The 20,199-nt window shown below is 58.6% G+C and carries 20 protein-coding genes and 1 tRNA gene; 8 read left to right on the plus strand and 13 right to left on the minus strand.

All coding sequences use genetic code 11. From position 1 onward, the window contains the following. Positions 1–53: 53 nt before the first annotated feature. Positions 54–1,517 (minus strand): 30S ribosomal protein S1, encoded by a 1,464-nt coding sequence (gene rpsA / locus ABRP66_RS06065; RefSeq protein ID WP_005280312.1) that lies wholly within the window; start codon positions 1,515–1,517, stop codon positions 54–56. Positions 1,518–1,766: 249 nt separating this feature from the next. Here rpsA and ABRP66_RS06070 point away from each other — a divergent pair, with 249 nt between their 5' ends. After that, complete coding sequence (locus ABRP66_RS06070) at positions 1,767–2,498, plus strand: class I SAM-dependent methyltransferase (RefSeq protein WP_284796594.1); 732 nt, start codon at positions 1,767–1,769, stop codon at positions 2,496–2,498. Positions 2,499–2,508: 10 nt separating this feature from the next. Further along, complete coding sequence (locus ABRP66_RS06075; protein WP_284770506.1) at positions 2,509–2,976, plus strand: RDD family protein; 468 nt, start codon at positions 2,509–2,511, stop codon at positions 2,974–2,976. On the opposite strand, the gene ABRP66_RS06080 is transcribed toward ABRP66_RS06075, so the two are convergent. The 3 genes from ABRP66_RS06080 to polA form a co-directional block, all read right to left on the minus strand. Further along, positions 2,940–3,233 carry a hypothetical protein gene (locus tag ABRP66_RS06080; protein ID WP_349838458.1) on the minus strand — a complete coding sequence of 98 codons (294 nt, stop codon included), beginning with the start codon at positions 3,231–3,233 and terminating at the stop codon, positions 2,940–2,942. The genes ABRP66_RS06075 and ABRP66_RS06080 overlap by 37 nt on opposite strands. 116 nt (positions 3,234–3,349) lie before the next feature. After that, positions 3,350–4,288 carry a DNA glycosylase AlkZ-like family protein gene (locus tag ABRP66_RS06085; protein ID WP_284770508.1) on the minus strand — a complete coding sequence of 313 codons (939 nt, stop codon included), beginning with the start codon at positions 4,286–4,288 and terminating at the stop codon, positions 3,350–3,352. Positions 4,289–4,292: 4 nt separating this feature from the next. Beyond that, positions 4,293–6,941: a DNA polymerase I gene (gene polA, locus ABRP66_RS06090; RefSeq protein ID WP_284770556.1), complete on the minus strand. Its 2,649-nt coding sequence runs from the start codon at positions 6,939–6,941 to the stop codon at positions 4,293–4,295. Between the two features lie 144 nt (positions 6,942–7,085). On the opposite strand from polA, the gene ABRP66_RS06095 reads away from it, so the two are divergent. The 5 genes from ABRP66_RS06095 to ABRP66_RS06115 all read left to right on the plus strand — a co-directional run bounded on the left by ABRP66_RS06095 (position 7,086) and on the right by ABRP66_RS06115 (position 10,956). Continuing rightward, positions 7,086–7,159: transfer RNA gene (locus tag ABRP66_RS06095), tRNA-Leu, on the plus strand. Positions 7,160–7,522: 363 nt separating this feature from the next. Beyond that, entirely contained in the window at positions 7,523–8,359 is an 837-nt protein-coding gene (locus ABRP66_RS06100) for a DUF368 domain-containing protein (RefSeq protein WP_284782982.1), read from the plus strand. Next, entirely contained in the window at positions 8,359–9,246 is an 888-nt protein-coding gene (locus ABRP66_RS06105; RefSeq protein ID WP_284782980.1) for an ABC transporter substrate-binding protein, read from the plus strand. Before ABRP66_RS06100 ends, ABRP66_RS06105 begins: the two co-directional genes overlap by 1 nt. After that, positions 9,239–10,192: an amino acid ABC transporter permease gene (locus ABRP66_RS06110; protein ID WP_284783040.1), complete on the plus strand. Its 954-nt coding sequence runs from the start codon at positions 9,239–9,241 to the stop codon at positions 10,190–10,192. Before ABRP66_RS06105 ends, ABRP66_RS06110 begins: the two co-directional genes overlap by 8 nt. Beyond that, positions 10,192–10,956 carry an amino acid ABC transporter ATP-binding protein gene (locus ABRP66_RS06115; protein ID WP_284770511.1) on the plus strand — a complete coding sequence of 255 codons (765 nt, stop codon included), beginning with the start codon at positions 10,192–10,194 and terminating at the stop codon, positions 10,954–10,956. The genes ABRP66_RS06110 and ABRP66_RS06115 overlap by 1 nt, the downstream gene beginning before the upstream one ends. 28 nt (positions 10,957–10,984) lie before the next feature. On the opposite strand, the gene ABRP66_RS06120 is transcribed toward ABRP66_RS06115, so the two are convergent. Genes ABRP66_RS06120 through ABRP66_RS06155 form a run of 8 tightly spaced genes read right to left on the minus strand, consistent with a single transcriptional unit; the run spans position 10,985 to position 18,219 of the window. Then, on the minus strand, positions 10,985–11,731 hold the full coding sequence (locus ABRP66_RS06120) for a sulfite exporter TauE/SafE family protein (protein WP_284782978.1): 747 nt from the start codon (positions 11,729–11,731) through the stop codon (positions 10,985–10,987). After that, complete coding sequence (gene coaD, locus ABRP66_RS06125) at positions 11,728–12,201, minus strand: pantetheine-phosphate adenylyltransferase (RefSeq protein WP_005280301.1); 474 nt, start codon at positions 12,199–12,201, stop codon at positions 11,728–11,730. The genes ABRP66_RS06120 and coaD overlap by 4 nt, the downstream gene beginning before the upstream one ends. Positions 12,202–12,216: 15 nt before the next feature. Next, positions 12,217–12,810 (minus strand): 16S rRNA (guanine(966)-N(2))-methyltransferase RsmD, encoded by a 594-nt coding sequence (gene rsmD, locus ABRP66_RS06130; protein WP_284770513.1) that lies wholly within the window; start codon positions 12,808–12,810, stop codon positions 12,217–12,219. Beyond that, positions 12,811–13,023, minus strand: a complete 213-nt coding sequence (locus ABRP66_RS06135) for an acyl-CoA carboxylase biotin carboxyl carrier protein subunit (protein ID WP_284770514.1) — start codon at positions 13,021–13,023, stop codon at positions 12,811–12,813. It lies immediately after the preceding gene. Between the two features lie 19 nt (positions 13,024–13,042). Further along, positions 13,043–15,175 (minus strand): ATP-dependent DNA helicase RecG, encoded by a 2,133-nt coding sequence (locus ABRP66_RS06140; protein ID WP_284770515.1) that lies wholly within the window; start codon positions 15,173–15,175, stop codon positions 13,043–13,045. 2 nt (positions 15,176–15,177) lie between these two features. Then, positions 15,178–16,530 (minus strand): DAK2 domain-containing protein, encoded by a 1,353-nt coding sequence (locus ABRP66_RS06145; protein WP_284770516.1) that lies wholly within the window; start codon positions 16,528–16,530, stop codon positions 15,178–15,180. A gap of 10 nt (positions 16,531–16,540) precedes the next feature. Further along, the gene (locus ABRP66_RS06150; protein WP_284770517.1) at positions 16,541–17,179 is read right to left on the minus strand and encodes a uracil-DNA glycosylase; all 639 of its coding nucleotides are present in this window, start codon (positions 17,177–17,179) and stop codon (positions 16,541–16,543) included. Positions 17,180–17,181: 2 nt separating this feature from the next. Then, positions 17,182–18,219: a thiamine-phosphate kinase gene (locus ABRP66_RS06155; protein WP_284770518.1), complete on the minus strand. Its 1,038-nt coding sequence runs from the start codon at positions 18,217–18,219 to the stop codon at positions 17,182–17,184. Here ABRP66_RS06155 and ABRP66_RS06160 point away from each other — a divergent pair. Continuing rightward, positions 18,167–19,066 carry a DUF3515 domain-containing protein gene (locus ABRP66_RS06160; protein WP_349838459.1) on the plus strand — a complete coding sequence of 300 codons (900 nt, stop codon included), beginning with the start codon at positions 18,167–18,169 and terminating at the stop codon, positions 19,064–19,066. The two genes, ABRP66_RS06155 and ABRP66_RS06160, sit on opposite strands and share 53 nt — an antisense overlap. Positions 19,067–19,109: 43 nt before the next feature. Here ABRP66_RS06160 and ABRP66_RS06165 read toward each other — a convergent pair whose 3' ends face one another. Then, positions 19,110–20,177, minus strand: a complete 1,068-nt coding sequence (locus ABRP66_RS06165) for a D-alanine--D-alanine ligase family protein (protein WP_284770520.1) — start codon at positions 20,175–20,177, stop codon at positions 19,110–19,112. Positions 20,178–20,199: the final 22 nt, after the last annotated feature.

The raw sequence follows: 20,199 nt of genomic DNA on the forward strand, positions 1-20,199 counted from the left end.
TAGTGCAGCTGTGTGGAGTTAGGGACTATCTCACCCTAAACCCCAAAGGCGTCTTAGTTGCCGGCGAGCTTGTCACGCAGTGCAGCGAGCTGCTCGTCAGAAGCCAAGGATCCGCCGGACTCTGCCTGAGTCTCCGATGCCGGAGCTGCATCGGTGGAGTCAGAAGAGTAGTTGGAGGATGCTTCAGCGGACTCTGCAGCCTCTGCGGCCGCAGCGCGGTTGCGCTCGATCTGAGCGGTGTGCAGGTTGAAGCGGCGCTCGGATTCTGCGTAGCGTGCCTCCCAAGCCTGACGCTGCTCGTCGAAGCCTTCCTTCCACTCGTTGGTGTCCGGGTCGAAGCCTTCTGGGAACACGTAGTTGCCCTGCTCGTCGTAAGAGTCAGCCATGCCGTACTTGGACGGATCGAACTCTTCGGAGTAGTCCTCATCAGCCTGCTTGACGGACAAGGAGATACGGCGACGCTCGAGGTCGATGTCGATGACCTTGACCATGACTTCCTGGCCAACGGTGACAACCTGGTCCGGAACCTCGACGTGGCGCTGAGCCAGCTCGGAGATGTGGACCAGACCCTCGATACCTTCCTCGACGCGAACGAACGCACCGAACGGAACGAGCTTGGTGACCTTGCCCGGGACGATCTGGCCCACAGCGTGGGTGCGGGCGAAGACGCGCCATGGGTCTTCCTGGGTTGCCTTCAGGGACAGGGAAACGCGCTCGCGGTCCAGATCAACGTCCAGAACCTCAACGGTTACCTCGTCACCAACGGTGACAACCTCAGATGGGTGGTCGATGTGCTTCCAGGACAGCTCGGACACGTGGACCAGGCCGTCGACGCCGCCAAGATCGACGAAGGCGCCGAAGTTGACGATGGAAGAGACAACGCCCTTGCGGACCTGACCCTTCTGCAGCTGGTGCAGGAACTCGGAACGGACCTCGGACTGGGTCTGCTCCAGGTATGCACGGCGGGACAGGACAACGTTGTTGCGCTGCTTGTCCAGCTCGATGATCTTAGCTTCCAGCTCCTGGCCAATGTAAGGCTCCAGGTCGCGGACGCGACGCATCTCAACGAGGGAAGCAGGCAGGAAGCCGCGCAGGCCGATGTCCAAGATGAGGCCGCCCTTGACAACCTCGATGACGGTACCGGTAACCGGCTCTTCCTTGGCCTGCAGCTCCTCGATGGCGCCCCAAGCACGCTCGTACTGTGCGCGCTTCTTGGACAGGATCAGGCGGCCTTCCTTGTCCTCCTTGGTCAGGACAAGTGCGTCAACCTCATCGCCGACCTCGACGACCTCGTCGGGGTTGACGTCGTGCTTGATGGACAGCTCGCGGGAAGGGATAACGCCTTCGGTCTTGTATCCGATGTCCAGCAGTACCTCGTCGTGGTCAACCTTGACGACGGTACCCCCGACAATGTCACCATCGTTGAAGTACTTGATGGTGGCGTCTACAGCTGCGAGGAAGTCCTCTGCGGTTCCGATATCGTTGATCGCAACCTGAGGGGTAGTAGAAGATGGCATATTGTAAAAATGCTCCGAATAAATGTAGGAAATCGTTCGTGGACAACTGCGTGTCTCTCGAATTAAAAGCCCGTCTACACTGCACAAATACAGGAGATAGAGGCCGCATTCGATCCCGCCGCGTGATTGCCCCAAGCTTTCCTACAATAGCCTGCAACAACCCGTGGCATAGACATGCTTGTAAGAGCCTACATCTGTCCAGCTTATACGGCAAATATTGCACGCCACCAAGAAAGGTAGCGCACCCCAATGACTTCGCCCTCTCGCGCCAATCAATCCCACTGGGATGATGATGCGGTCTCTTACCATGCCGAGCACCCCGAGTACCTCTCCTCTTTTTACTGGTGCCCGGAGATGTTGCACGAGGCCGATGCGCAGTTGCTTGGCGATGTCTCCTCTGCCGCTGTCCTCGAAATCGGCTGCGGTTCTGCCGCCTGCACCCAGTGGCTCAGCACCCGCGCCCGCTTTGTCACCGGCTGCGATATTTCCCGCGGCATGCTCTCCCACGCAGATCCCGGGTTGGCGCTCATCCAAGCCGATGCGCTGGCACTGCCCTACGCCACTGATTCCTTTGACGTGGCATTCTCTGCATTCGGCGCATTACCCTTCCTCGCCGATCTCGATGCCGCGCTCGCGGAGGTTGCCCGCGTGGTGCGCCCAGGTGGACGCTTCGTATTCTCCGTGACCCACCCAATGCGCTGGATCTTCCCCGATGATCCCACCAGCCTCACCGCTGAGATAAGTTATTTCGACCGCGCCTATCTGGAACACGATTCCGCCGGGACGCTAACCTATGCCGAATTTCACCGCACCATCAGCGATTGGTTCCGCGCGCTCCAAGGTCGCGGACCATTCCTCATCGAGGACATCATCGAACCGGAATGGCCCGAAGGCCTAGATACCACCTGGGGTCAGTGGTCTAGGCAGCGCGGGGAAATTTTCCCTGGCAGCATGATTTTCATCTGCCGCGCCTACAGCTAACGTAGAGAACATGATTGCCGAAAGACTGGGAATTTTCCTGCGCCGCGCCGTGGCTTGGTGGATCGACGCCTTTCTCGTGGCCGCCATCGTCACCGTGGTGCGGTGGCTGATTAATGCTCTTGCCAGTACCCCCTTATCCGGCCGCCCCGAAGAGATCTACGAGGCGGTCGCTCTCGCCGTGGTCTTTTATACCTACCGCGTGTGGGTGGAAACGAAGAAGTCTACGTCCCTGGGCAAATGGTCGATGCAGCTCGAAATCATCCCGGCCCGCTCGCCGTTTGTCACCGCGTGCCTGCGCAATTCGTGGCTGCTGCTTACGCCCCTGACGCTTACTGGTTGGAACATCGACGGTATAGTCGTTGCACTTTTAGGCCTTTCGGTTTTAGCCATCGGCCAAACTCCCTTTGACCTCTTGGCTGGCTGCCTAGTGGAAAAGCGACCTCAGGAGGATTCCACCGCGATGCGCGGCCAAAAGTAATACGCCAAGGCAGCAATAGTAATGGACGCGAATACCCACGAATACGGGAAGGCCACTGCAATCACGGAGACCACGGTCATTACACCGGCCGCCTGTCCCCGGTAGCACCACGGGTTCTCGCCTTCCCTGGCGGCGTTACCAGCAGAAAGGAAAAAGCCCAAAACCATGACCGCATAGTAAATGAAGTAAAATGTATCGCTGCTTACCGCTTCTTTTAAGCCGCTCTCAGCAATCTGTCCCGCCGGGTATGGGACCATGGCTGCCCACATAGACTCAAAAAAGCGCAAGACGAAGGGGCGAGACTTCCACCTAATACGTTTTCCGAGAAACTCCATGAAATTACTTTAAAATCCTATTCTCCTTCACGCACTTCTCAGCACTCTTTCCACTGGCGTTCCACGTGGCGTGCCGCATAGGCAGGAATTCCCCAGTCCTCAATCCCCTGTTTATTCCACATGCCGCGCACTTGGCCGTCGATAACGATGGCGCGACGAAAAATGCCCTGGTTTCCGGGAACGAGAGCGTGGTGCATATCCACTGACATGGCAAAAAGCCGATCTTGGTAGCCCAGGATATACTCATCAAAGGCGCCTAAAAGCAGCACCGATTTCTTCTTTTTCACCTCTGGTAGCTCTAGGACCTCTGCAGAGACCAGCTCCTCGCCTTCCCTTCCTATCCGGATAAGGTCATCAGGCAACTTCTCCGCTGCGGGACGAATAAGTCTTTGGGGCAGCTTGCACCACCACGCAAAGTCCTGCACAGTCGCCGGCCCATGGGTGCGAAAATAGCGCGTCATCAATTCCGTCGTGGCGGCCACCGAGTCGCCGTTAAAAAGGGCCTCCAAGCCGTCTAGCTCGACCGGAGTAATGAGCTGTTCTTCGCCCGCATAACACGCATGCCCGCTTTCCATGCCGATACGTACTACGTGCCAGAAAGGCAACTCGGGCAAGGCTTGGGCGGCGCGTGATTTCAATTCTGCGCGCGTTAATGGGGCATCGATAAGCTGCAGCACGGCTTCCCGTACCGCGGCGTCTCCCTTGCGAGGCTTCGCACATAGCTCGGTTATCCAGCCCATATCCTTGACGGAGGCGGCGAACAACGTATTGCGCATCGCATAGCCGCGCACGATCTCGGAGTTATCCGATTCATTCGGTGCACGCAGTGCCAAGGACCGGCGCACCGAATGCAGGTCCTGGCCCTGCATGACGCCAAAGGCGCGGACTGCCTCTGCGGCGGTGTGCCAGCGCAGGGCCGTAAGCCCCTGGGCGGCCAAGCGCATGCGGGCGCGCTCACGCCGGTTAAGCATCATCATCGAACTAGTGGGCCGCGGCGTCCCAATCCGTGCCGGCACCAGCAGAGACCTCGAGTGGCACATTCAGCTCGATGGCAGAATCCATCTCGCGCTCAAGAATCTCGCGGACTTGATCGGCCTCACCGGGGGCGACCTCCACCACCAATTCATCGTGCACCTGGAGCAATACACGGGATTTCATATCGCGCAACGCGCGGTCCACGCGAATCATCGCGACCTTAATGATATCTGCGGCCGTTCCCTGGATTGGGGCATTGAGCGCAGCGCGTTCCGCGTTTTCGCGGGCCAGCCGGTTATCGGAGTTGAGCTCTGGCAGGTAGCGGCGGCGACCAAAGAGCGTGGCCGTATAACCATCCTTGCGGGCTTGCTCCACGACATCATCCAGGTATTTCTTCACGCCGCCAAAGCGCTCGAAGTAGCTTTCCATAATGGACTTGGCTTCACCAGCAGGGATTCCCAGCTGCTGCGAAAGTCCAAATGCGGATAGGCCATAGACCAAGCCATAAGACATGGCCTTTACGCGGCGGCGCAGCTCAGGAGTCACCTGATCGACCGGCACATCGAAGACCCTAGAACCGACGAAATTGTGCAGGTCTTCGCCGGCCTTGTAGGCCTCAATCAGCCCGGGATCTGCAGAAAGGTGCGCCATAACGCGCATTTCAATCTGCGAATAGTCCGCGGTCATTAGCTGTTCAAATCCCTCGCCTACGATAAACGCCGAGCGAATTTGTCGGCCGGCCTCCGTGCGCACCGGGATGTTTTGCAGGTTGGGCTCCGTCGAGGACAAACGTCCCGTCGAGGTCACCGTCTGGTTAAAAGTTGTGTGAATGCGCCCATCCGGTTGGACGGTCTTAATAAGGCCTTCCAACGTGGTCTTCATCTTTTGGTACTCGCGGTGGGCCAGGAGGTGATCCAAAAACGGGTGCGGGTGCTTGATTGCCAGCTGCTCGATTTCCTTCGCGGCCGTGGAATAGCCCGTCTTTGTCTTTTTCGTCTTGGGCATATCGAAGGTCTCAAAAAGTACCTTTTGCAGCTGCTTGGGCGAATTCAAATTGAGCTTGTCATCGCCAGCAAGCTCGCGCGCGGAGCGTTCTTGTTCAGCCACCTGCTCCACGAAGGCATCCTTTTGGGTTTCCAAAATATCGACATCGACCGCGATGCCCGTAGTCTCCATGCGTGCCAGGATGGTCACCAGCGGCAATTCCAGGTCGGTATAGAGCTCGAAAGAGTCGATGTCCTGCAGTTCCGCGGTGAGTTTTTCCGCCAGCTCCATGATTGCCGCCGCCTGATCTACCAGGGAGGAGCTATCGAGCAGCGACATCTGCTCCGAGGCGGCGCCGAGGGATTTTTGAAGGTGGCGCTGGTAGACATCGGAAAGCTCGTAGGTGCGCTGGCCTGGGCGCAGGATATACGCCGCCAAGGCCGTATCGTGCGCAAGCCCGTTGAGCTCAATGCCGCGCCCTGCCAGCATGTGGAACGCGGCCTTTGCGGCGTGGAAATACTTAGGGGCCGACGATTCTAGCCACTGGACCAAGGCCTTTTCCTCATCGGCGGAAAGTTCTCCGAGTTCCACCTGCAGGCCATGATGGTTGCGATCCACAAACGCGATGGCAGAAGCATCACCCTGACTTGGGATGCCCTCGCCCTGCACATACACAGCTACGTGCTCGCGGCCAGGTAGCCACTCGCTCAAGGAGGCGTCATCGATAGTGAGCTCTACGTCTGGGGTGTCCGCAGCTTGCTCAGCAGCCTCTGCACCATCGTTGGGGATGGCGGATAAGACACGGTCGCGCAGGTTGGTACCAAACTCCAGCTCATCGAACTTCGCGGCGACATCGGCAACCTTGGCTCCCCTAAAGGCCAGATCATCAGGGCCAACATCTAAGTCCATGTCTGTAATCATCTGGGTGAGCTTCCGGTTCATCTGCACCTGCTCGATGCGTTCGCGGAAGTTATTTCCCACCACGCCGTTGATTTCTTCGGCGTGCTCTACCAAGGAAGCCAAGTCTCCGTACTTGACTATCCACTTGGTGGCGGTCTTTTCTCCCACCTTGGGAATGCCGGGGAGGTTATCGGAAGGGTCGCCGCGCAGAGCAGCAAAGTCGGGATACTGCGCGGGGGTAAGCCCGTATTTATCCTCGACGGCTTCTGGGGTAAACCGGTGCAGCGTGGATACGCCCTTCATGGGATAGAGCACCGTGGTCGAATCCGTAACCAGCTGCAGATAATCCCGGTCACCGGTGACAATCAGCGTCTCGTAGCCCTGTGCCTGGGTGGCAAGGGTTGCCAAAATATCGTCGGCCTCGTAATTTTCACGCGAGAGCGTCGTAATACCCAAGGTCTCTAAGGTATCGCGAATGATATCTACTTGGCCCTTAAATTCTTCCGGCGCGGCCTCGCGCTGCGCCTTATAATCCGGGAACATCTCCGTGCGGAAAGTCTTCCGGCCAACGTCAAAAGCAACCGCGATAGCATCCGGCCTTTCCTCAGAGACGATATTGGACAGCATGGATAAAAAGCCATACACGGCATTGGTGTGCTGACCACCGGAGGTAGAAAAGTTTTCCACCGGGAGGGCATAAAAGGCACGAAATGCCATGGAATGGCCGTCAATGAGCAAAAGGCGGGTCTTATTGGAAGTCACCTGCCCCATATTAGGCAACACAATGGACACGGCGATACCCCGCCCAACCTCACCGTCTTGAGCAGGCCTTTTCACCGGAAAGGGACCCCAATTAGGAATTGCGCCAACCCCTGCGCTAGTATTTCCAACAGTCAAAGGCGCTCGCTTTTGATTGCCCCTGTAGCCCAATTGGCAGAGGCAACGGATTCAAAACCCGTCCAGTGTGAGTTCGAGTCTCACCAGGGGCACAGTACAACCCCGCTTCTTTCCGGAAATATATCCACGAAGGAAGCGGGGTTTCGTCATGCCGCCTAGTTCCCTATGTCCCCTACAGCGGCCTCGATTCAGCTTATATCCTTCCGCGAATTGCATATTTACACAACGCCCGAGAAGCCTAACTGCTGCAAAATTACGCCTTCTTACCTCGAGACTTTAAGCACAAGCCCGTCTCATATAAGGTGGGTAACCGTTAAAGTAATGAAAGATATGCAGGCTTAAGCCACCGCGGGCGGTGCTACACCTCGCCGTACGGTCTTGAGCAAAGAGTTTTTGGCACCCCGAGTGGCCCGTCAAACGCAGTCATGTCTTGTACCCAGGTAGATTTTTAATTTATGCACTATATTTTGAACGCCATTCGTGGCGCCCTCATCGGTATGGCCGAGCTGGTTCCCGGCATCTCCGGCGGAACCGTCGCCCTCATCGTGGGGATTTATGAGCGCGCCGTCCGCAATGCCAATGACCTCATCTCCGGCAACTTTAAAAAGGTCGAGTGGTCCTTTCTAGCCTCAGTTGCCGTCGGCATGCTAATCGCCGTATTCGGCTTTTCCACGCTCCTGTCTAACTTCGTCGACAACAACGTCTCTGCCTCCAGCGCCCTCTTTTTAGGCATGGTGGTCATCTCCATCATCGTTCCGCTTTCCATGTTGTCTAAGGCGGAGCGCACCGCCCCCTCGTCCATCATCGCGTTTATCGCTGCTGCCGTCCTGATTTTCATCGTCACGGGCTTTACCTCTGAGCCGCAGGATGACCCGAGCCTCATCGTGGTCTTCTTTGCCGCAGCAATCGCCGTATGCGCGCTAATTCTGCCGGGTATTTCCGGCTCGCTCATCTTGCTGACTATGGGGCTCTACCAGCCGATCATTGGCGCAGTATCGGACCGTGAATTAAGCACCATGGGCGTCTTTGCGCTGGGTGCCCTGTGTGGCCTCGCCGCCTTCATCAAATTGCTCAACTATTTGCTGAGCACCCACCGCGCGCCCACCCTGGCCGCCATGGCGGGCTTCATGCTGGGATCCCTGCGCGCCCTGTGGCCGTGGGGTGCTGACCAGGACGCTTCTTCGGGCGCCATCATCGGATACTTCATCCTCGGTGCCATTATCGTGTCCATCTTCATCTATGTAGACCGCAGGAACGCGAAAGCCATCGAGGAAAGGACGGCGGAATATTAATGCCCTGGGCGATTAATCATCGACCACTAACGGCCGCCGTGATGGCGTGCGTACTCCCCTTGAGCGCGTGCGTGGTCAACGAGGAGGATTCGACTCCAGAGGGCTGGCAGGAACCCCAGACCAGCGAAGTTCCCGAAATTGCCGCGATGTACCACGACGATGACGGTGTGCTCACGGCAGGTACAAACCCGCCCTATGCCCCATTTCAGCTCAAGGACTCCCACGGCGATCTGCAGGGCGTAGAGCTTGACCTTGCCCGCGCCGTCGCAGGCGTGCTGGGCCTGAAATTCCAGGCCCTAGAGCAAGACTTCTCCATGATTTTGCCGGCTGTGCAATCGGGACAGATAGACATGGGTGCCTCTGGGTTTACGGATACGGCCGATCGCCGCGATGAATTCGACTTCGTGGACCACCTCTATGCGGGCATCCAGTGGGCAGAGCTTGTCGATGGCCCCAATAGGGTCGATCCCCAAAACCCTTGCGGTCTGACCGTCGCCGTGCAGCGCACCACCGTGTCAGAGACCGATGATGTGCGCCCCAAGCAAGAAGCCTGCGATGGCGATCTCACCGTCTTGTCCTATGACACCGGGGATAACGCCGCGCTCGCCGTCCTTATGGGCCGCGCCGATGCTTTATCCGCGGACTCGCCGGTAACGGCTTGGGCGGTCAATCGCTCCGAGGGAAAGATGCGCGCTGTGGGCGATATGTTCCAGGCCTCTCCTTACGGCTTCGCGGTCCCGAAGGACTCGGACTTGGCCAAGGCCTCAGCCGCTGCCCTCCAGCACCTCATCGATACCGGTGAGTACGCGGAGATCTTGGCCCGCTGGGGAATTGAAGATGGATTAGTAGACCAGGCGATGATTAATGAAAGGCCCATCAATGGTTAACGAGCACAAAGAGGCAGCCGGCCCCACGGCACAGCAGGAGGCACCCGCTAAGATCGAAGCCCGGCCACTGCGCCACCCCTGGCGGTGGCTCTGCGCGGTCGTGTTGCTCATTCTTGGTCTGTGGTTTGTCATTGCCTCCGCGCGCAATGAGGCCTTCGGGTGGGATACGTACTTCCAGTATCTCTTTGATCAGCGCATCGCTATCGCCTCCCTGCACACGATTGCGATCACCATCTTGTCCATGATCATTGGCGTGGTAGGCGGCGCCATCCTCGCCGTGATGCGCATGTCGCCCAATCCCATCCTGCGCGCCATTTCCTGGATCTTCCTGTGGATTTTTCGCGGCACCCCGATTTATGTCCAGCTTGTCTTCTGGGGCTTGCTATCTGCGATTTATCAATCCATCAACTTGGGCTTTGCAGAGGTCTCCTTGCAAAGTGTGTTGACCAATGCCTTCTTCTTGGCGGTCATGGGCTTGGGGCTCAATGAGGCCGCCTATATGGCCGAAATCGTGCGCTCGGGCATTTCCTCGGTTCCGGAAGGTCAAAAGGAAGCCTCCAAGGCCCTCGGCATGTCTTGGTGGATGACCATGCGGCGCACCGTATTGCCGCAGGCGATGCGCATTATCATCCCGCCAACAGGCAATGAGTTCATTTCCCTGCTCAAGACCTCGTCACTGGTGGTCGCCATCCCCTATACCCACGAGATCTTCGGCCGCGCCACGGACATTTCCGCAGCCCTCTTCCAGCCCATTCCGCTCTTGATGGTCGCCGCCTCGTGGTACTTGGTCATTACTTCCCTGCTCATGGTGGGCCAGTACTTCCTCGAGCGCCACTTTGAGCGCGGCGCCACCCGCGAGCTCACCGGGCGCCAGCTGGCCGCGCTTGCCGATGCCGAAGGTACTATCCCCCGCAACGTCTCCGTAATCCAGGAGGGTAAAAACTAATGAACACTCCCATGATCTCCGCACAGAATGTGCACAAATCCTTCGGCCAATTCGAGGTGCTCAAGGGCATCGACTTAGAGGTCCAACCCGGCGAGGTTGCCTGCCTATTGGGCCCTTCCGGATCCGGTAAATCAACCTTCCTGCGCTGCGTCAACCACCTGGATAAGGCCACGGCGGGCCGCCTTTATGTCGATGGTGAGCTCATTGGCTACCGCGAAAAGAACGGAATCCTGTACGAAATCAGCGAGAAGCAAGCTGCACAGCAGCGCTCCGATATCGGCATGGTATTCCAATCTTTCAATCTCTTTCCCCACCGCACGGTGATTGAAAACATCATTGAAGCACCAATGCAGGTCAAGAAGGTGCCGGAGGATAAGGCGCGGAAGCGTGCCATGGAGCTTTTAGAGGAGGTGGGACTTGCTTCCAAGGCCGATAACTTCCCGGTTCAGTTATCCGGCGGCCAGCAGCAGCGCGTTGCCATCGCCCGCGCCGTGGCGATGGATCCCAAGCTCATGCTTTTCGATGAACCCACTTCCGCCCTCGATCCCGAGCTCGTTGGCGAGGTCCTTCGCGTCATGAAGGATCTCGCGGCCCAGGGCATGACCATGCTCGTGGTTACCCACGAGATGGGTTTTGCGCGCGAGGTTGCCGATAAAATCTTCTTCATGGATGGCGGCGTAGTCCTAGAATCCGGTACCCCGGCTGAAGTGCTTGAGAATCCACAGCAGCCGCGCACCAAGGAGTTCTTGTCCTCACTGCTTTAGGTAAACCTCGCGCGGTGCCAGCCGCGCCCTAGGCACCGTAGGTGACGACGCCACGAATCAGCGCACTGAGAGCGCCGAGGCTAGCTACCGATAGCGACAATGCTCGCGCAATATCCCTGGAGACTACATGCGCGATGCGCGAGCCCAGCCAGATGCCGATGAACATTCCGGCAATGCCTGCGGGCCAAATGATCCAGGGCAGGCCATCGAATGTCGCAGCACCGAGCGCGGTCTTGGTGATAACGGAAAAGATTCCACCCACCACAAAAATCGGCTGCAAGGTCGCCGTATACATGGCTTGCGGCCATTTGGCCGCCTGGGCGTAGACGGTAATAACCGGGCCTGCCACTCCCGCCAGGGTATTGGTAAAACCGCCAAGGATGCCCGCAGAAATGGCCGGTCCTTTGCCTGCCATCGGCGGGACGAACTTACCGCCGTAAGTCACCACCGCCAAGGCGATAAGAAGCGCTGCACCCACCACTATCAATAGCCCTGCGGTATCGATCTTGCTAATCAACGCCGCGGCCGCCAGAGAACCGATAATCATCACGGGCGCGATGAGCCCGAACATTCTCCAGCTCACATTGCGGCGGACAGTGACCGTAGTAAGCAGAGCATTGACCGCCGCCAAGACGTTGATCACCAAGATGCCTTCTACCGGGCCCATCACCAACATAAGAATGGGCCCACCAATAAGGCCAAGCCCCATGCCGGAGACGCGTTGCAAGGTGGATCCCGCGACAACGACGGAAAAAATAATCAGCGCCAATATCATCGGCGGTATTTTTCCTTCACCGCTTGTACTACCGGATCAGGAAGCATGCCGGTGACCTCACCGCCGAATTGCGCGACCTGCTTGCACAGCGAAGAGCTGATGTAGCCGTACTTTTCATCGGTAAGCAAAAAGACCGTATCGATGCCGGACAAGCGCCTGTTCATCTGCGCCATCGGCAGTTCGTATTCATAGTCCAAGGAAGAACGCAGTCCCTTGACCAAAACGTCAACGCCGTGCTGCGAGGTATAGTCCACGAGCAGGCCGGACCAATAATCCACGTTAATGCGCGAATCCACGCTCTGGCGGATGAGGTCCATGCGCTCGTGCACGCTAAATAACCCGGAAGGCTTTTCTGGGTTGCCAGTAACAAGCACCGTAACCTCATCAAACATCTGGCTGGCGCGCTCAAAAATATTGACGTGGCCAAGAGTGATGGGATCAAAAGACCCGGGACACACGGCTGTGGTCATAAAATATCGCTTTCTCTAGTTATCTAAGGTGTCATCGGCATCGTCGGTACCGGGACGGGTATAGACTGCCATATCCATACGCGCGATGCCGAAGGTACGCTTCTTTAATTTCTGCCCCGTCGGCACAAACCCTTCTGGCCAGTCGGTCTCGGGCGATTCGACGTGGCGTTCGATGACCACCATCGCGCTATCAGTCAGCGCTGGCTCTATTGCGGCGATGAGCCCGGCGACATCGTCAAACGCATAAGGCGGATCCGCTAAAACCATGTCGAAGTAGCCGCGCGGGGCGCTGGCCAGGTACGTAGATACTTTCCTTTCCTCCACGCGAGCACCGGGATGCTTCACCACGCCTATGTTGTGCTTGATGATGGACACCGCCGCAGGGTTGGACTCCACCAGCACTGCCTCGTCTGCCCCACGGCTTAATGCTTCCAACCCCAAGGCGCCGGATCCAGCGAATAGGTCAAGCACCTTGGAGCCTGGGAATCCCCAACGGGCATTCAACGAAGAAAACAGGCCTTCCCTTGCGCGATCAGCGGTCGGGCGCGTTCCCTCCGCTGGAACTTTGATAGTCCGCCCCCGCGCTTCGCCTGCAATAATCCGCGTCATTTACGCCTCTCCAATCTCCATAATTAAGTCCCCGCCAATAACATCGCTAAAGTCTGCCACCGCTATGCGAGAAATCGTCCCCGGGCCTGGGGACACGACGGGCGATTCCAGCTTCGTCGCCTCAACGGTAGCTAGCTCTTGACCAGTGTTAATTCTCTCGCCTACGTCGACATGGCAGCGAACGATGCCCGCGAAGGGGGCGTAGATTTTCATACCTATAGCCTATCCCCTCTTAGTTTTTCTCCAAGTATTCCTGCTCACTTTGGCTCAAATTGCGCGTCAGCTCTTCGGCCAACTGGGGATTGCGCTGGACCATTGCATACGCATCCACGTGAGTGCGCTCGACAATATCTTGGTCATCTGCAAGGTTGAGCAACCGCAGCGTCCGGTGCGTGCCAGATTGCACCGCACCCAGGATATCGCCCTCGTGGCGTTGCCGAAGGTCTAATTCCGCAAGGTCAAACCCAGATGAAGTCTGGGCAATCTGGGTTATGCGCCGATACGAGGCCGAATTATCTTCCGCTTTCGTATGCATCAGACAAATCGATGCGTTCCCGCCGCGCCCTACGCGCCCGCGCAATTGGTGCAGCTGGGACACGCCGAAATTCTCTGCCTCTCGGATGAGCATGACCGTGGCGTTGGGAACATCGACGCCCACCTCGATGACCGTGGTCGATACCAAGATATCGATCTCACCCCGGGCAAATGAGGTCATCACCTCATCCTTATTCGGCATCTTGCCGTGCAAGATATCTACCCGCAGTCCCTTAAACGGGCCGGCGGCAAGCTGTTCTGCCAATTCAAGCACGCCGCCCTCGCCTTCTATGCGCGGGCAGACGATATAGGCCTGGTGGCCATGCGCCACTTCCTCGCGGATGCGCTCGAGCGCCCGCGCCACCCATATGGGCCGCCATTCCGCCACCACTGCGGACTGGATCGGCTTTCTCCCGCCGGGCAGCTCAGCGAGCGTCGATACCGCGAGATCACCGAAAATCGTCATGGCGATGGTACGCGGGATGGGGGTTGCCGTCATGACCAAGACGTGGGGACTTATCCCCTCGCGCGTCTTAGAGCGCAGGCTATCGCGTTGCTCGACGCCAAAGCGGTGCTGCTCGTCCACGATCACCAACCCCAAATCGAAGAACTCAACCGATTCTTGAATGATGGCATGCGTGCCGATGACGATATTCGCCTCACCCGAGACGATATCCAGGAGGGCCTGGCGCTTCTCGGCGGTCCGCATGGAGCCGGTTAAGAGCACAACCTTGACACCTTCTGGAACCGACGTGCCAATAGAGGCCGCGTGCTGGGAAGCCAAAACCTCGGTGGGAGCAAGCAGCGCCGCTTGGCTCCCGGCATCGATGGCCTGCAGCATGGCGCAGGTGGCGACCATCGTTTTTCCCGAGCCCACCTCGCCCTGCAACAGGCGCATCATGGGTAAGGAGCCAGACAGGTCATCGTCGATCTCAGTGATGACCCTGCGCTGGCCTTGCGTGAGCTCAAAGGGCAGGTGGGTCAATAACTCTTCGCGGAAGCCGCCCAAAATAGCGGGCATCGTCGGCGCCGTGTGCGCGTGCGCATCGCGTTGGCGCAGCGCCATGACCAAGCCAATGGAGAGCGCCTCGTTGTACTTGAGGCGCTGGATCGCGCGCTGTGGGCCAGCCGCGCCGGGCTCATGGATTTCGCGCACCGCTTGGTCCAGGCTGATAATCATCTGCTGATCTAAAGGTTCCCGGATGGTTGGGGTGTGCGAGAGCACGTAGTGGATGGCCCCCATGAGGTACCACGAGGTGATCTTTGCCGTGGCGGGGTATACCGGTATCCATTCCCTCTCGAGCAATAATTTATCGAGTCGGCCGAATTGGGATAGGTTGCGCAGGGATCCGGTTGCCTTCTGCGGCTTTTTCTTTCCCGTCGCTGGCGCCTGTTCGCGGTAGGCGGCGAGTTCCCCGTCTGGGCGCCCGAAGGCATCGATTTCTACGAAATCCGGCTGCTGTAGCTGGGGCTGTTGACGGAAGTATTTTAATTTCCCGCTCATCATCACCCGCTGCCCGCGGTGGAGCATGCGCAAGACGTACATGGCGTTAAAGAACGTGGCGATGATATGGCCATCGAGTTGGACGTTGATGATAGTCGTCTTGCCCGTATCGCGGGTTGTTATTCCCGTTACGGTTCCGGTGACGGTGACGATATCGCCCTCGGCGGCATCGCCAAGCCCCACGTCTTGATTATGGCGAATGTAATCGCGCGGATAGTGCGCTAAGAGTTCCCCGCAGGTCTTATATCCCAACGCTTTGGTGATCTTCGTGGCGTCTTTTTTATCCAGTACCTCGGTCAGAGGGCGGTCATCCTGCCAGCCAAGCATCGCTATTCCACCCCAATCTCGGTGGGAATATCCGGCACCTGCAAGGCCACCACATCGACGCCGAGCTCTGCCGCCAATTCTTCTTGCGAGATGTTAAGCGGGCTAATGACCGTGACCTGTTCCCCGCCCGCAGCAAGCAGCTGGCGGCACATCTGCGCGATGGCTAATTCAGATTCTTCTGCTGGGTGCGCCACCCGCATCGACTGCGCCGCATCACGCATGGATTCTACGACCGCGGCGGTATCCGCATTATCCGGCTCATAGACGGAGATGGCGGCTAGCCCCGCCGCAAGGGAAGAAATCTCCACGGTATGCGCTGCAGTTGCGTGTTCTTCTAGCCCGCTGGATAAAACGATGTCCTCGCCCGCCGCGTGGATGGTTTCTCCTGGTTCGACCACCGTAACCCCGGCGGACTGCACAAGCTCGGCCATGGGGCCGGCGGGCGCCGCAGCGTAGACGGTGCGCGTATGACCTTCGTCAGTGTTTTCTCGCTGAGCAGGGGCTTCCGGAAGGGCCTCTAGGCGCAGGTTGCTGACCGATCCAGCGGCAAAGGCGGTTTCGATGACCGCACCGGCCTGGGTGGAATGGATGTGGATGGAGGCGCTATCTTCGCCTGCCTGCGCGATGACCAAGCTCGTGCCCAAGGGAGCAATCTTCTCCTTCAGTACCGCGCTATCGCCTTCGAAAAAGAAGACCACCTCAAGTTCGGTGACTGTCTCCGGCATGGATTCGGGCGAGTGGCTGGTCGTGCCCTCGATTTCTGCAAGGAGGGTTTCTAAAAGGATGACCAGGCCGGCACCGCCAGCATCTACCACCCCAGCCGCGCGCAACTCTGGCAGCTGCGAGGGTGTTTCCGCTAGCGCTGTGCGGGCGGCGGAAATAGTATCCGCTACGACGCCGTGAAAACTGGAATTAGGTTGCCGCGCGGTGCTTTCCGCTGTTTCTGCGGCGCATCGCAGTACGGTAATAACCGTTCCTTCCACCGGTTCCGCAATCGCGCGGTCCACGAGCTCTACCGCATGCATAAGCGAAGCTGCAAAGATGGCGCCATCGATGGTGGAATCCACGGTGGCCTCCGCTACTCCGCGCAGGACCTGCGAGAGCACCATCCCGGAATTTCCCCGTGCCCCGCGCACGGCCCCCATGGCTAGCGCAGCCGCAATGTCGCCGTCGGCCTTTTCCACCTCGGCGACGGCGGCTTCCATGGTGTGCGCCATATTCGAGCCGGTATCTGAATCCGGCACTGGGAAGACGTTGAGCGCGTTAATTTCGGCGCGCCGATGGGAAAGCTCGCCTACAGCGCGGTGCGCCCAATTGCGCAATCCGTGAGCGTCCAGCGTGCTGGGATATGACATGCGCAATAGTTTACAAGTCCCACGCTATCTCCCGCGCGCCTTGGTCCCGCAAATGGGCGTTTGCCCGGGAAAATGGGCGGGAGCCAAAGAACCCGCGGCTGGCTGAAAGCGGCGAAGGGTGCGGGGAGGTAATGCAGGGAACATCGGGAAGGAAGCGCTCGCAGGATTGGGCATCGCGGCCCCATAAAATCGCGACCATCGGGGTGCGGTTGAGGGCGCGGATGGCGGCCTCGGTCACCTCTTCCCAGCCAATACGCCGGTGCGAACCCGCCTGGCCCGGTGCCACGGTCAGCACCCTGTTAAGGAGCAAGACTCCCTGGTCGGCCCAGGCGCTTAGATCGCCGTCCTCACGCCCGCGAACGCCCACATCGTCATACAGCTCGCGGTAAATATTGACCAAGGACCTCGGGGGCTTGACCCCCGGCTTGGTGGAAAAGGCCATCCCCATCGCGTGGCCCGGGGTGGGATAGGGGTCTTGGCCAACGATGAGCACGCGGACATCGTCAAGCGGCATCTGCAATGCCCTGCACACGTCTTCTGCCGGCGGCAGGTAATCCTGGTTGTCCAGCGCATGAGAAATACGTGGCCACTGCTGCTCCAGCACCGGCGCGAGAACCGGTTCCCACGAGGGATGGTAAGTCGGGTGCATATCTAAAATCCTGCCCACCCTTCTGCATAACGGGGTTGTTTACCGCCCACCGTAACGCCGCTGCCGCGCGAGACGGTGCCGATTTCCCGGAAACCTGAAGGCGCTTGCTTTGCGGTAGTTCCGATCAGGGTATGGTCCTCGCCGCCGGCAAGGATCCACTCCCACGGATCGCATTCGAGGACGGCGGCCGCGGCGTGCAGGAGTGGATCGGGCTGGATGGCATCAGCATCCAAATCAATGTGTACACCAGAGCGCTGCGCCATGGTCCCACAGTCTTGGATGAGGCCATCGGAATTATCGGTCATGGCCGTAACCTCGGCGGCGCGGGCGATAACACCGCGGCCGGGGCTGAGCCACGGGGCGCATTGGGCATCAATAAGCGGGTATAAATCCGCATGCTCTGCCGGCAGATCGCGGCCAAAGCGCTGCAGCAAGGACAAGCCGGCCGCGGCGTGGCCAATCGCTCCGTGGGCCACGACCTTCTGGCCCGCGCGCGCCGCATCAAGGGTCAACGCGGCCCGGCTGCCGCCCAGAAAGCCAATGGCAGTGATGTTGATGACCAGCAAGTCTGATTTCGTAATATCTCCGCCCACCAGCTCAGCGTTGTAGAAAGAGCAATGCTCGGCGATGCCCCTGGCCACACCCCTGACAAAACTCACCGGCGTATCCCCCGGTGCGGCGATGGCTAAAAGCGCCGCCACTGGGCGCGCTCCCATGGCTTCAATATCGGCGAAGTTGCGCAGGATGGCCTTCTTGCCAATTTCGCGCGGGGTGGACCATTCCCGCAAGAAGTGCCGGCCATCTACCATCAAATCGGTAGAGGCCACTGTGCGTGAATTAGGCGGTGCCCCGAAAAGCACAGCAGCATCATCGCCATTCAAACTGCTGGGGGCAGCCGCGGTAATTTCTCGAATCACCGCCTGCTCCCCCACGTCTGCGAGAGTCTGACTTAAGTTCACCGGCGTCCTTTCGATAAAATGAGCCCCTATGACATCCCAATTTAACCGCACCGCGATCTTCATTTCACTTGGGTTGTCCATAGTGATGGTTTTAGCGGTCCTTTTCGGCGCGAAATACGTATTCACAAACACGGCCAAGGCCCCCGTGGCGGTCTCCCCGGTCGATTCCCCGGAGGCCGATTCGCAGGCATGCACGGACTTTGTGCATGCGCTTCCCGATGAAGCCATGGGCCAACCGCGCGCCGATATTGCAGAACCCGTCCCCGCTGGCGTTGCCGCCTGGGCCGCCAGTTCCCAAGAAAAGGTGACGGCGCGCTGCGGTGTTGCCATGCCTTTCCAGTACACCGATTACTCCACCACGCAAGATATCGACGGTGAGCAGTGGTTCAAGGTCAAGGATGCGACCTCTGGCTCCAACCTCTCTACCTGGTACTCGACCCAGCGCTTTCCCGTCGTGGCAGTAACGACCTTTAATGACGAAAAACCGCAGGACCTCAACGAGGCCGTTGCCACCTTGGAGAATAAGCCAGCGGAGACCCACCCTGCCCCATTGCGCAATCTGAAACCGGCAAAAAATGACCGCTGCGCCGCGGTAGAAAAGGCATTACCGGATGAGATTGCTGATGGCTACCACCGCCGCGATGTAGACGATGAGGACACCTACGTGTGGAGCTCTGAGGGGTACGAGGATATCGTCGCGCGCTGTGGCGTCGCCCAGCCAGAAAACTACGAGGCGGGCGTGCAGCTCCAGCAGGTCAACGATATCGCCTGGTTTGAGGATACGACCTTGGCGCAAGGCACGACTGCGGGAACCTGGTTTGCGCTAGGCCGCGAGAATTACCTGGCGCTGTACGCCCCGCAGGATTCCGCGCAGGCAGCATTGGTGGCCCTCAGCGATATCACCGCGGAGCACATTCCAGAAAGGTAAAACCAGCGTGACTGCCGTACCGCGACGTTACGCGGTACGGGCTTTACGCGGTACGGACTTGGGCGCGGGCAATGAGGACCTCAAGCAGCGTGGGATAATCCACGCCAGAGGCCGCCAACACCTGCGGGTACATGGAAATCGGCGTAAATCCCGGCAGGGTGTTTACCTCATTGATGTACAGGCCTTCTTCGGTGACGAAGAAATCCACGCGGGACAGGCCTGCGCAGTTGAGCGCCCTAAAGGCCCGAATCGCCATTTCGCGCAATTGCGCCGTGAGTTCTTCTGGGAAAGGCGCGGGAATCTGGGCCGTGACCACGTTATCTAGGTACTTGGTCTCAAAACCATAGAAGCCCTCATCGGAATCATCTATGCCCTTGAGCAGGGCCGGCACTGAGGCAATCAGCTCGCCATCCGGGTATTGCAGGACGCCGACTTCCACCTCGCGGCCGACGATCTCTGGCTCGACCAAAATCTTGTCATCGTCTTCCAGGGCAATGCGTACAGCTTCTGGGAATTCTGCCCAGTCGCTCACCTTGGATACTCCAATTGAAGAGCCCCCGCGGGCGGGTTTGACGAAGACCGGCAGGCCGAGGCTGTCTTTTTCCTCTGCGGTTAATTCCGTTCGCCCTTGGACAATAACCTCTGGTGCCACTGGCAGGCCCGCTGCGGATAGAATCTTCTTAGTAAATTCCTTGTCCATTCCCACCGAGGACGCCAATACACCAGGGCCCACATAAGGGATGCCGGAGAGCTCAAAAAGCCCCTGCATGGTGCCGTCTTCGCCATAAGGTCCATGGAGAATAGGAAAGATAACGTCGACCTGGGCATACAGCGATCCATTACTAATCGTGCGGATTTCGCCCTTGCGCGAAGGATCCGCAGAAAGCGCCAATTCCGTGCCGCGCTTGACCTCAGGCATGACGCCATCGACGATTTCTAGCCCCTCGGTATCGCCCGGCGTCCACGTGCCCTCGCGCGTAATGCCGATGGGCACCACCTCGAATTTTTCCGGATCGAGGTGCTTCATAATTGCGCCTGCAGATACGCAGGACACGGAGTGCTCGGTACTGCGGCCACCGTAAAGGACGGCCACGCGGGTCTTTTCAGTCATGGGCGATAATTTTACCTTTCTG

Origin of the sequence: Corynebacterium sp. KPL2680, from assembly GCF_040225675.1 — a bacterium.
Taxonomy (GTDB): domain Bacteria; phylum Actinomycetota; class Actinomycetes; order Mycobacteriales; family Mycobacteriaceae; genus Corynebacterium; species Corynebacterium rhinophilum.

Bases quoted from the DNA above. Each gene is read 5' to 3' on its own strand.
- rpsA (WP_005280312.1), bottom strand. From the start codon at position 1,517: ATGCCATCTTCTACTACCCCTCAGGTTGCGATCAACGATATCGGAACC.
- ABRP66_RS06070 (WP_284796594.1), top strand. From the start codon at position 1,767: ATGACTTCGCCCTCTCGCGCCAATCAATCCCACTGGGATGATGATGCG.
- ABRP66_RS06075 (WP_284770506.1), top strand. From the start codon at position 2,509: ATGATTGCCGAAAGACTGGGAATTTTCCTGCGCCGCGCCGTGGCTTGG.
- ABRP66_RS06080 (WP_349838458.1), bottom strand. From the start codon at position 3,233: ATGGTCCCATACCCGGCGGGACAGATTGCTGAGAGCGGCTTAAAAGAA.
- ABRP66_RS06085 (WP_284770508.1), bottom strand. From the start codon at position 4,288: ATGATGATGCTTAACCGGCGTGAGCGCGCCCGCATGCGCTTGGCCGCC.
- polA (WP_284770556.1), bottom strand. From the start codon at position 6,941: ATGGGGCAGGTGACTTCCAATAAGACCCGCCTTTTGCTCATTGACGGC.
- ABRP66_RS06100 (WP_284782982.1), top strand. From the start codon at position 7,523: ATGCACTATATTTTGAACGCCATTCGTGGCGCCCTCATCGGTATGGCC.
- ABRP66_RS06105 (WP_284782980.1), top strand. From the start codon at position 8,359: ATGCCCTGGGCGATTAATCATCGACCACTAACGGCCGCCGTGATGGCG.
- ABRP66_RS06110 (WP_284783040.1), top strand. From the start codon at position 9,239: ATGGTTAACGAGCACAAAGAGGCAGCCGGCCCCACGGCACAGCAGGAG.
- ABRP66_RS06115 (WP_284770511.1), top strand. From the start codon at position 10,192: ATGAACACTCCCATGATCTCCGCACAGAATGTGCACAAATCCTTCGGC.
- ABRP66_RS06120 (WP_284782978.1), bottom strand. From the start codon at position 11,731: ATGATATTGGCGCTGATTATTTTTTCCGTCGTTGTCGCGGGATCCACC.
- coaD (WP_005280301.1), bottom strand. From the start codon at position 12,201: ATGACCACAGCCGTGTGTCCCGGGTCTTTTGATCCCATCACTCTTGGC.
- rsmD (WP_284770513.1), bottom strand. From the start codon at position 12,810: ATGACGCGGATTATTGCAGGCGAAGCGCGGGGGCGGACTATCAAAGTT.
- ABRP66_RS06135 (WP_284770514.1), bottom strand. From the start codon at position 13,023: ATGAAAATCTACGCCCCCTTCGCGGGCATCGTTCGCTGCCATGTCGAC.
- ABRP66_RS06140 (WP_284770515.1), bottom strand. From the start codon at position 15,175: ATGCTTGGCTGGCAGGATGACCGCCCTCTGACCGAGGTACTGGATAAA.
- ABRP66_RS06145 (WP_284770516.1), bottom strand. From the start codon at position 16,530: ATGTCATATCCCAGCACGCTGGACGCTCACGGATTGCGCAATTGGGCG.
- ABRP66_RS06150 (WP_284770517.1), bottom strand. From the start codon at position 17,179: ATGCACCCGACTTACCATCCCTCGTGGGAACCGGTTCTCGCGCCGGTG.
- ABRP66_RS06160 (WP_349838459.1), top strand. From the start codon at position 18,167: ATGACATCCCAATTTAACCGCACCGCGATCTTCATTTCACTTGGGTTG.
- ABRP66_RS06155 (WP_284770518.1), bottom strand. From the start codon at position 18,219: ATGGACAACCCAAGTGAAATGAAGATCGCGGTGCGGTTAAATTGGGAT.
- ABRP66_RS06165 (WP_284770520.1), bottom strand. From the start codon at position 20,177: ATGACTGAAAAGACCCGCGTGGCCGTCCTTTACGGTGGCCGCAGTACC.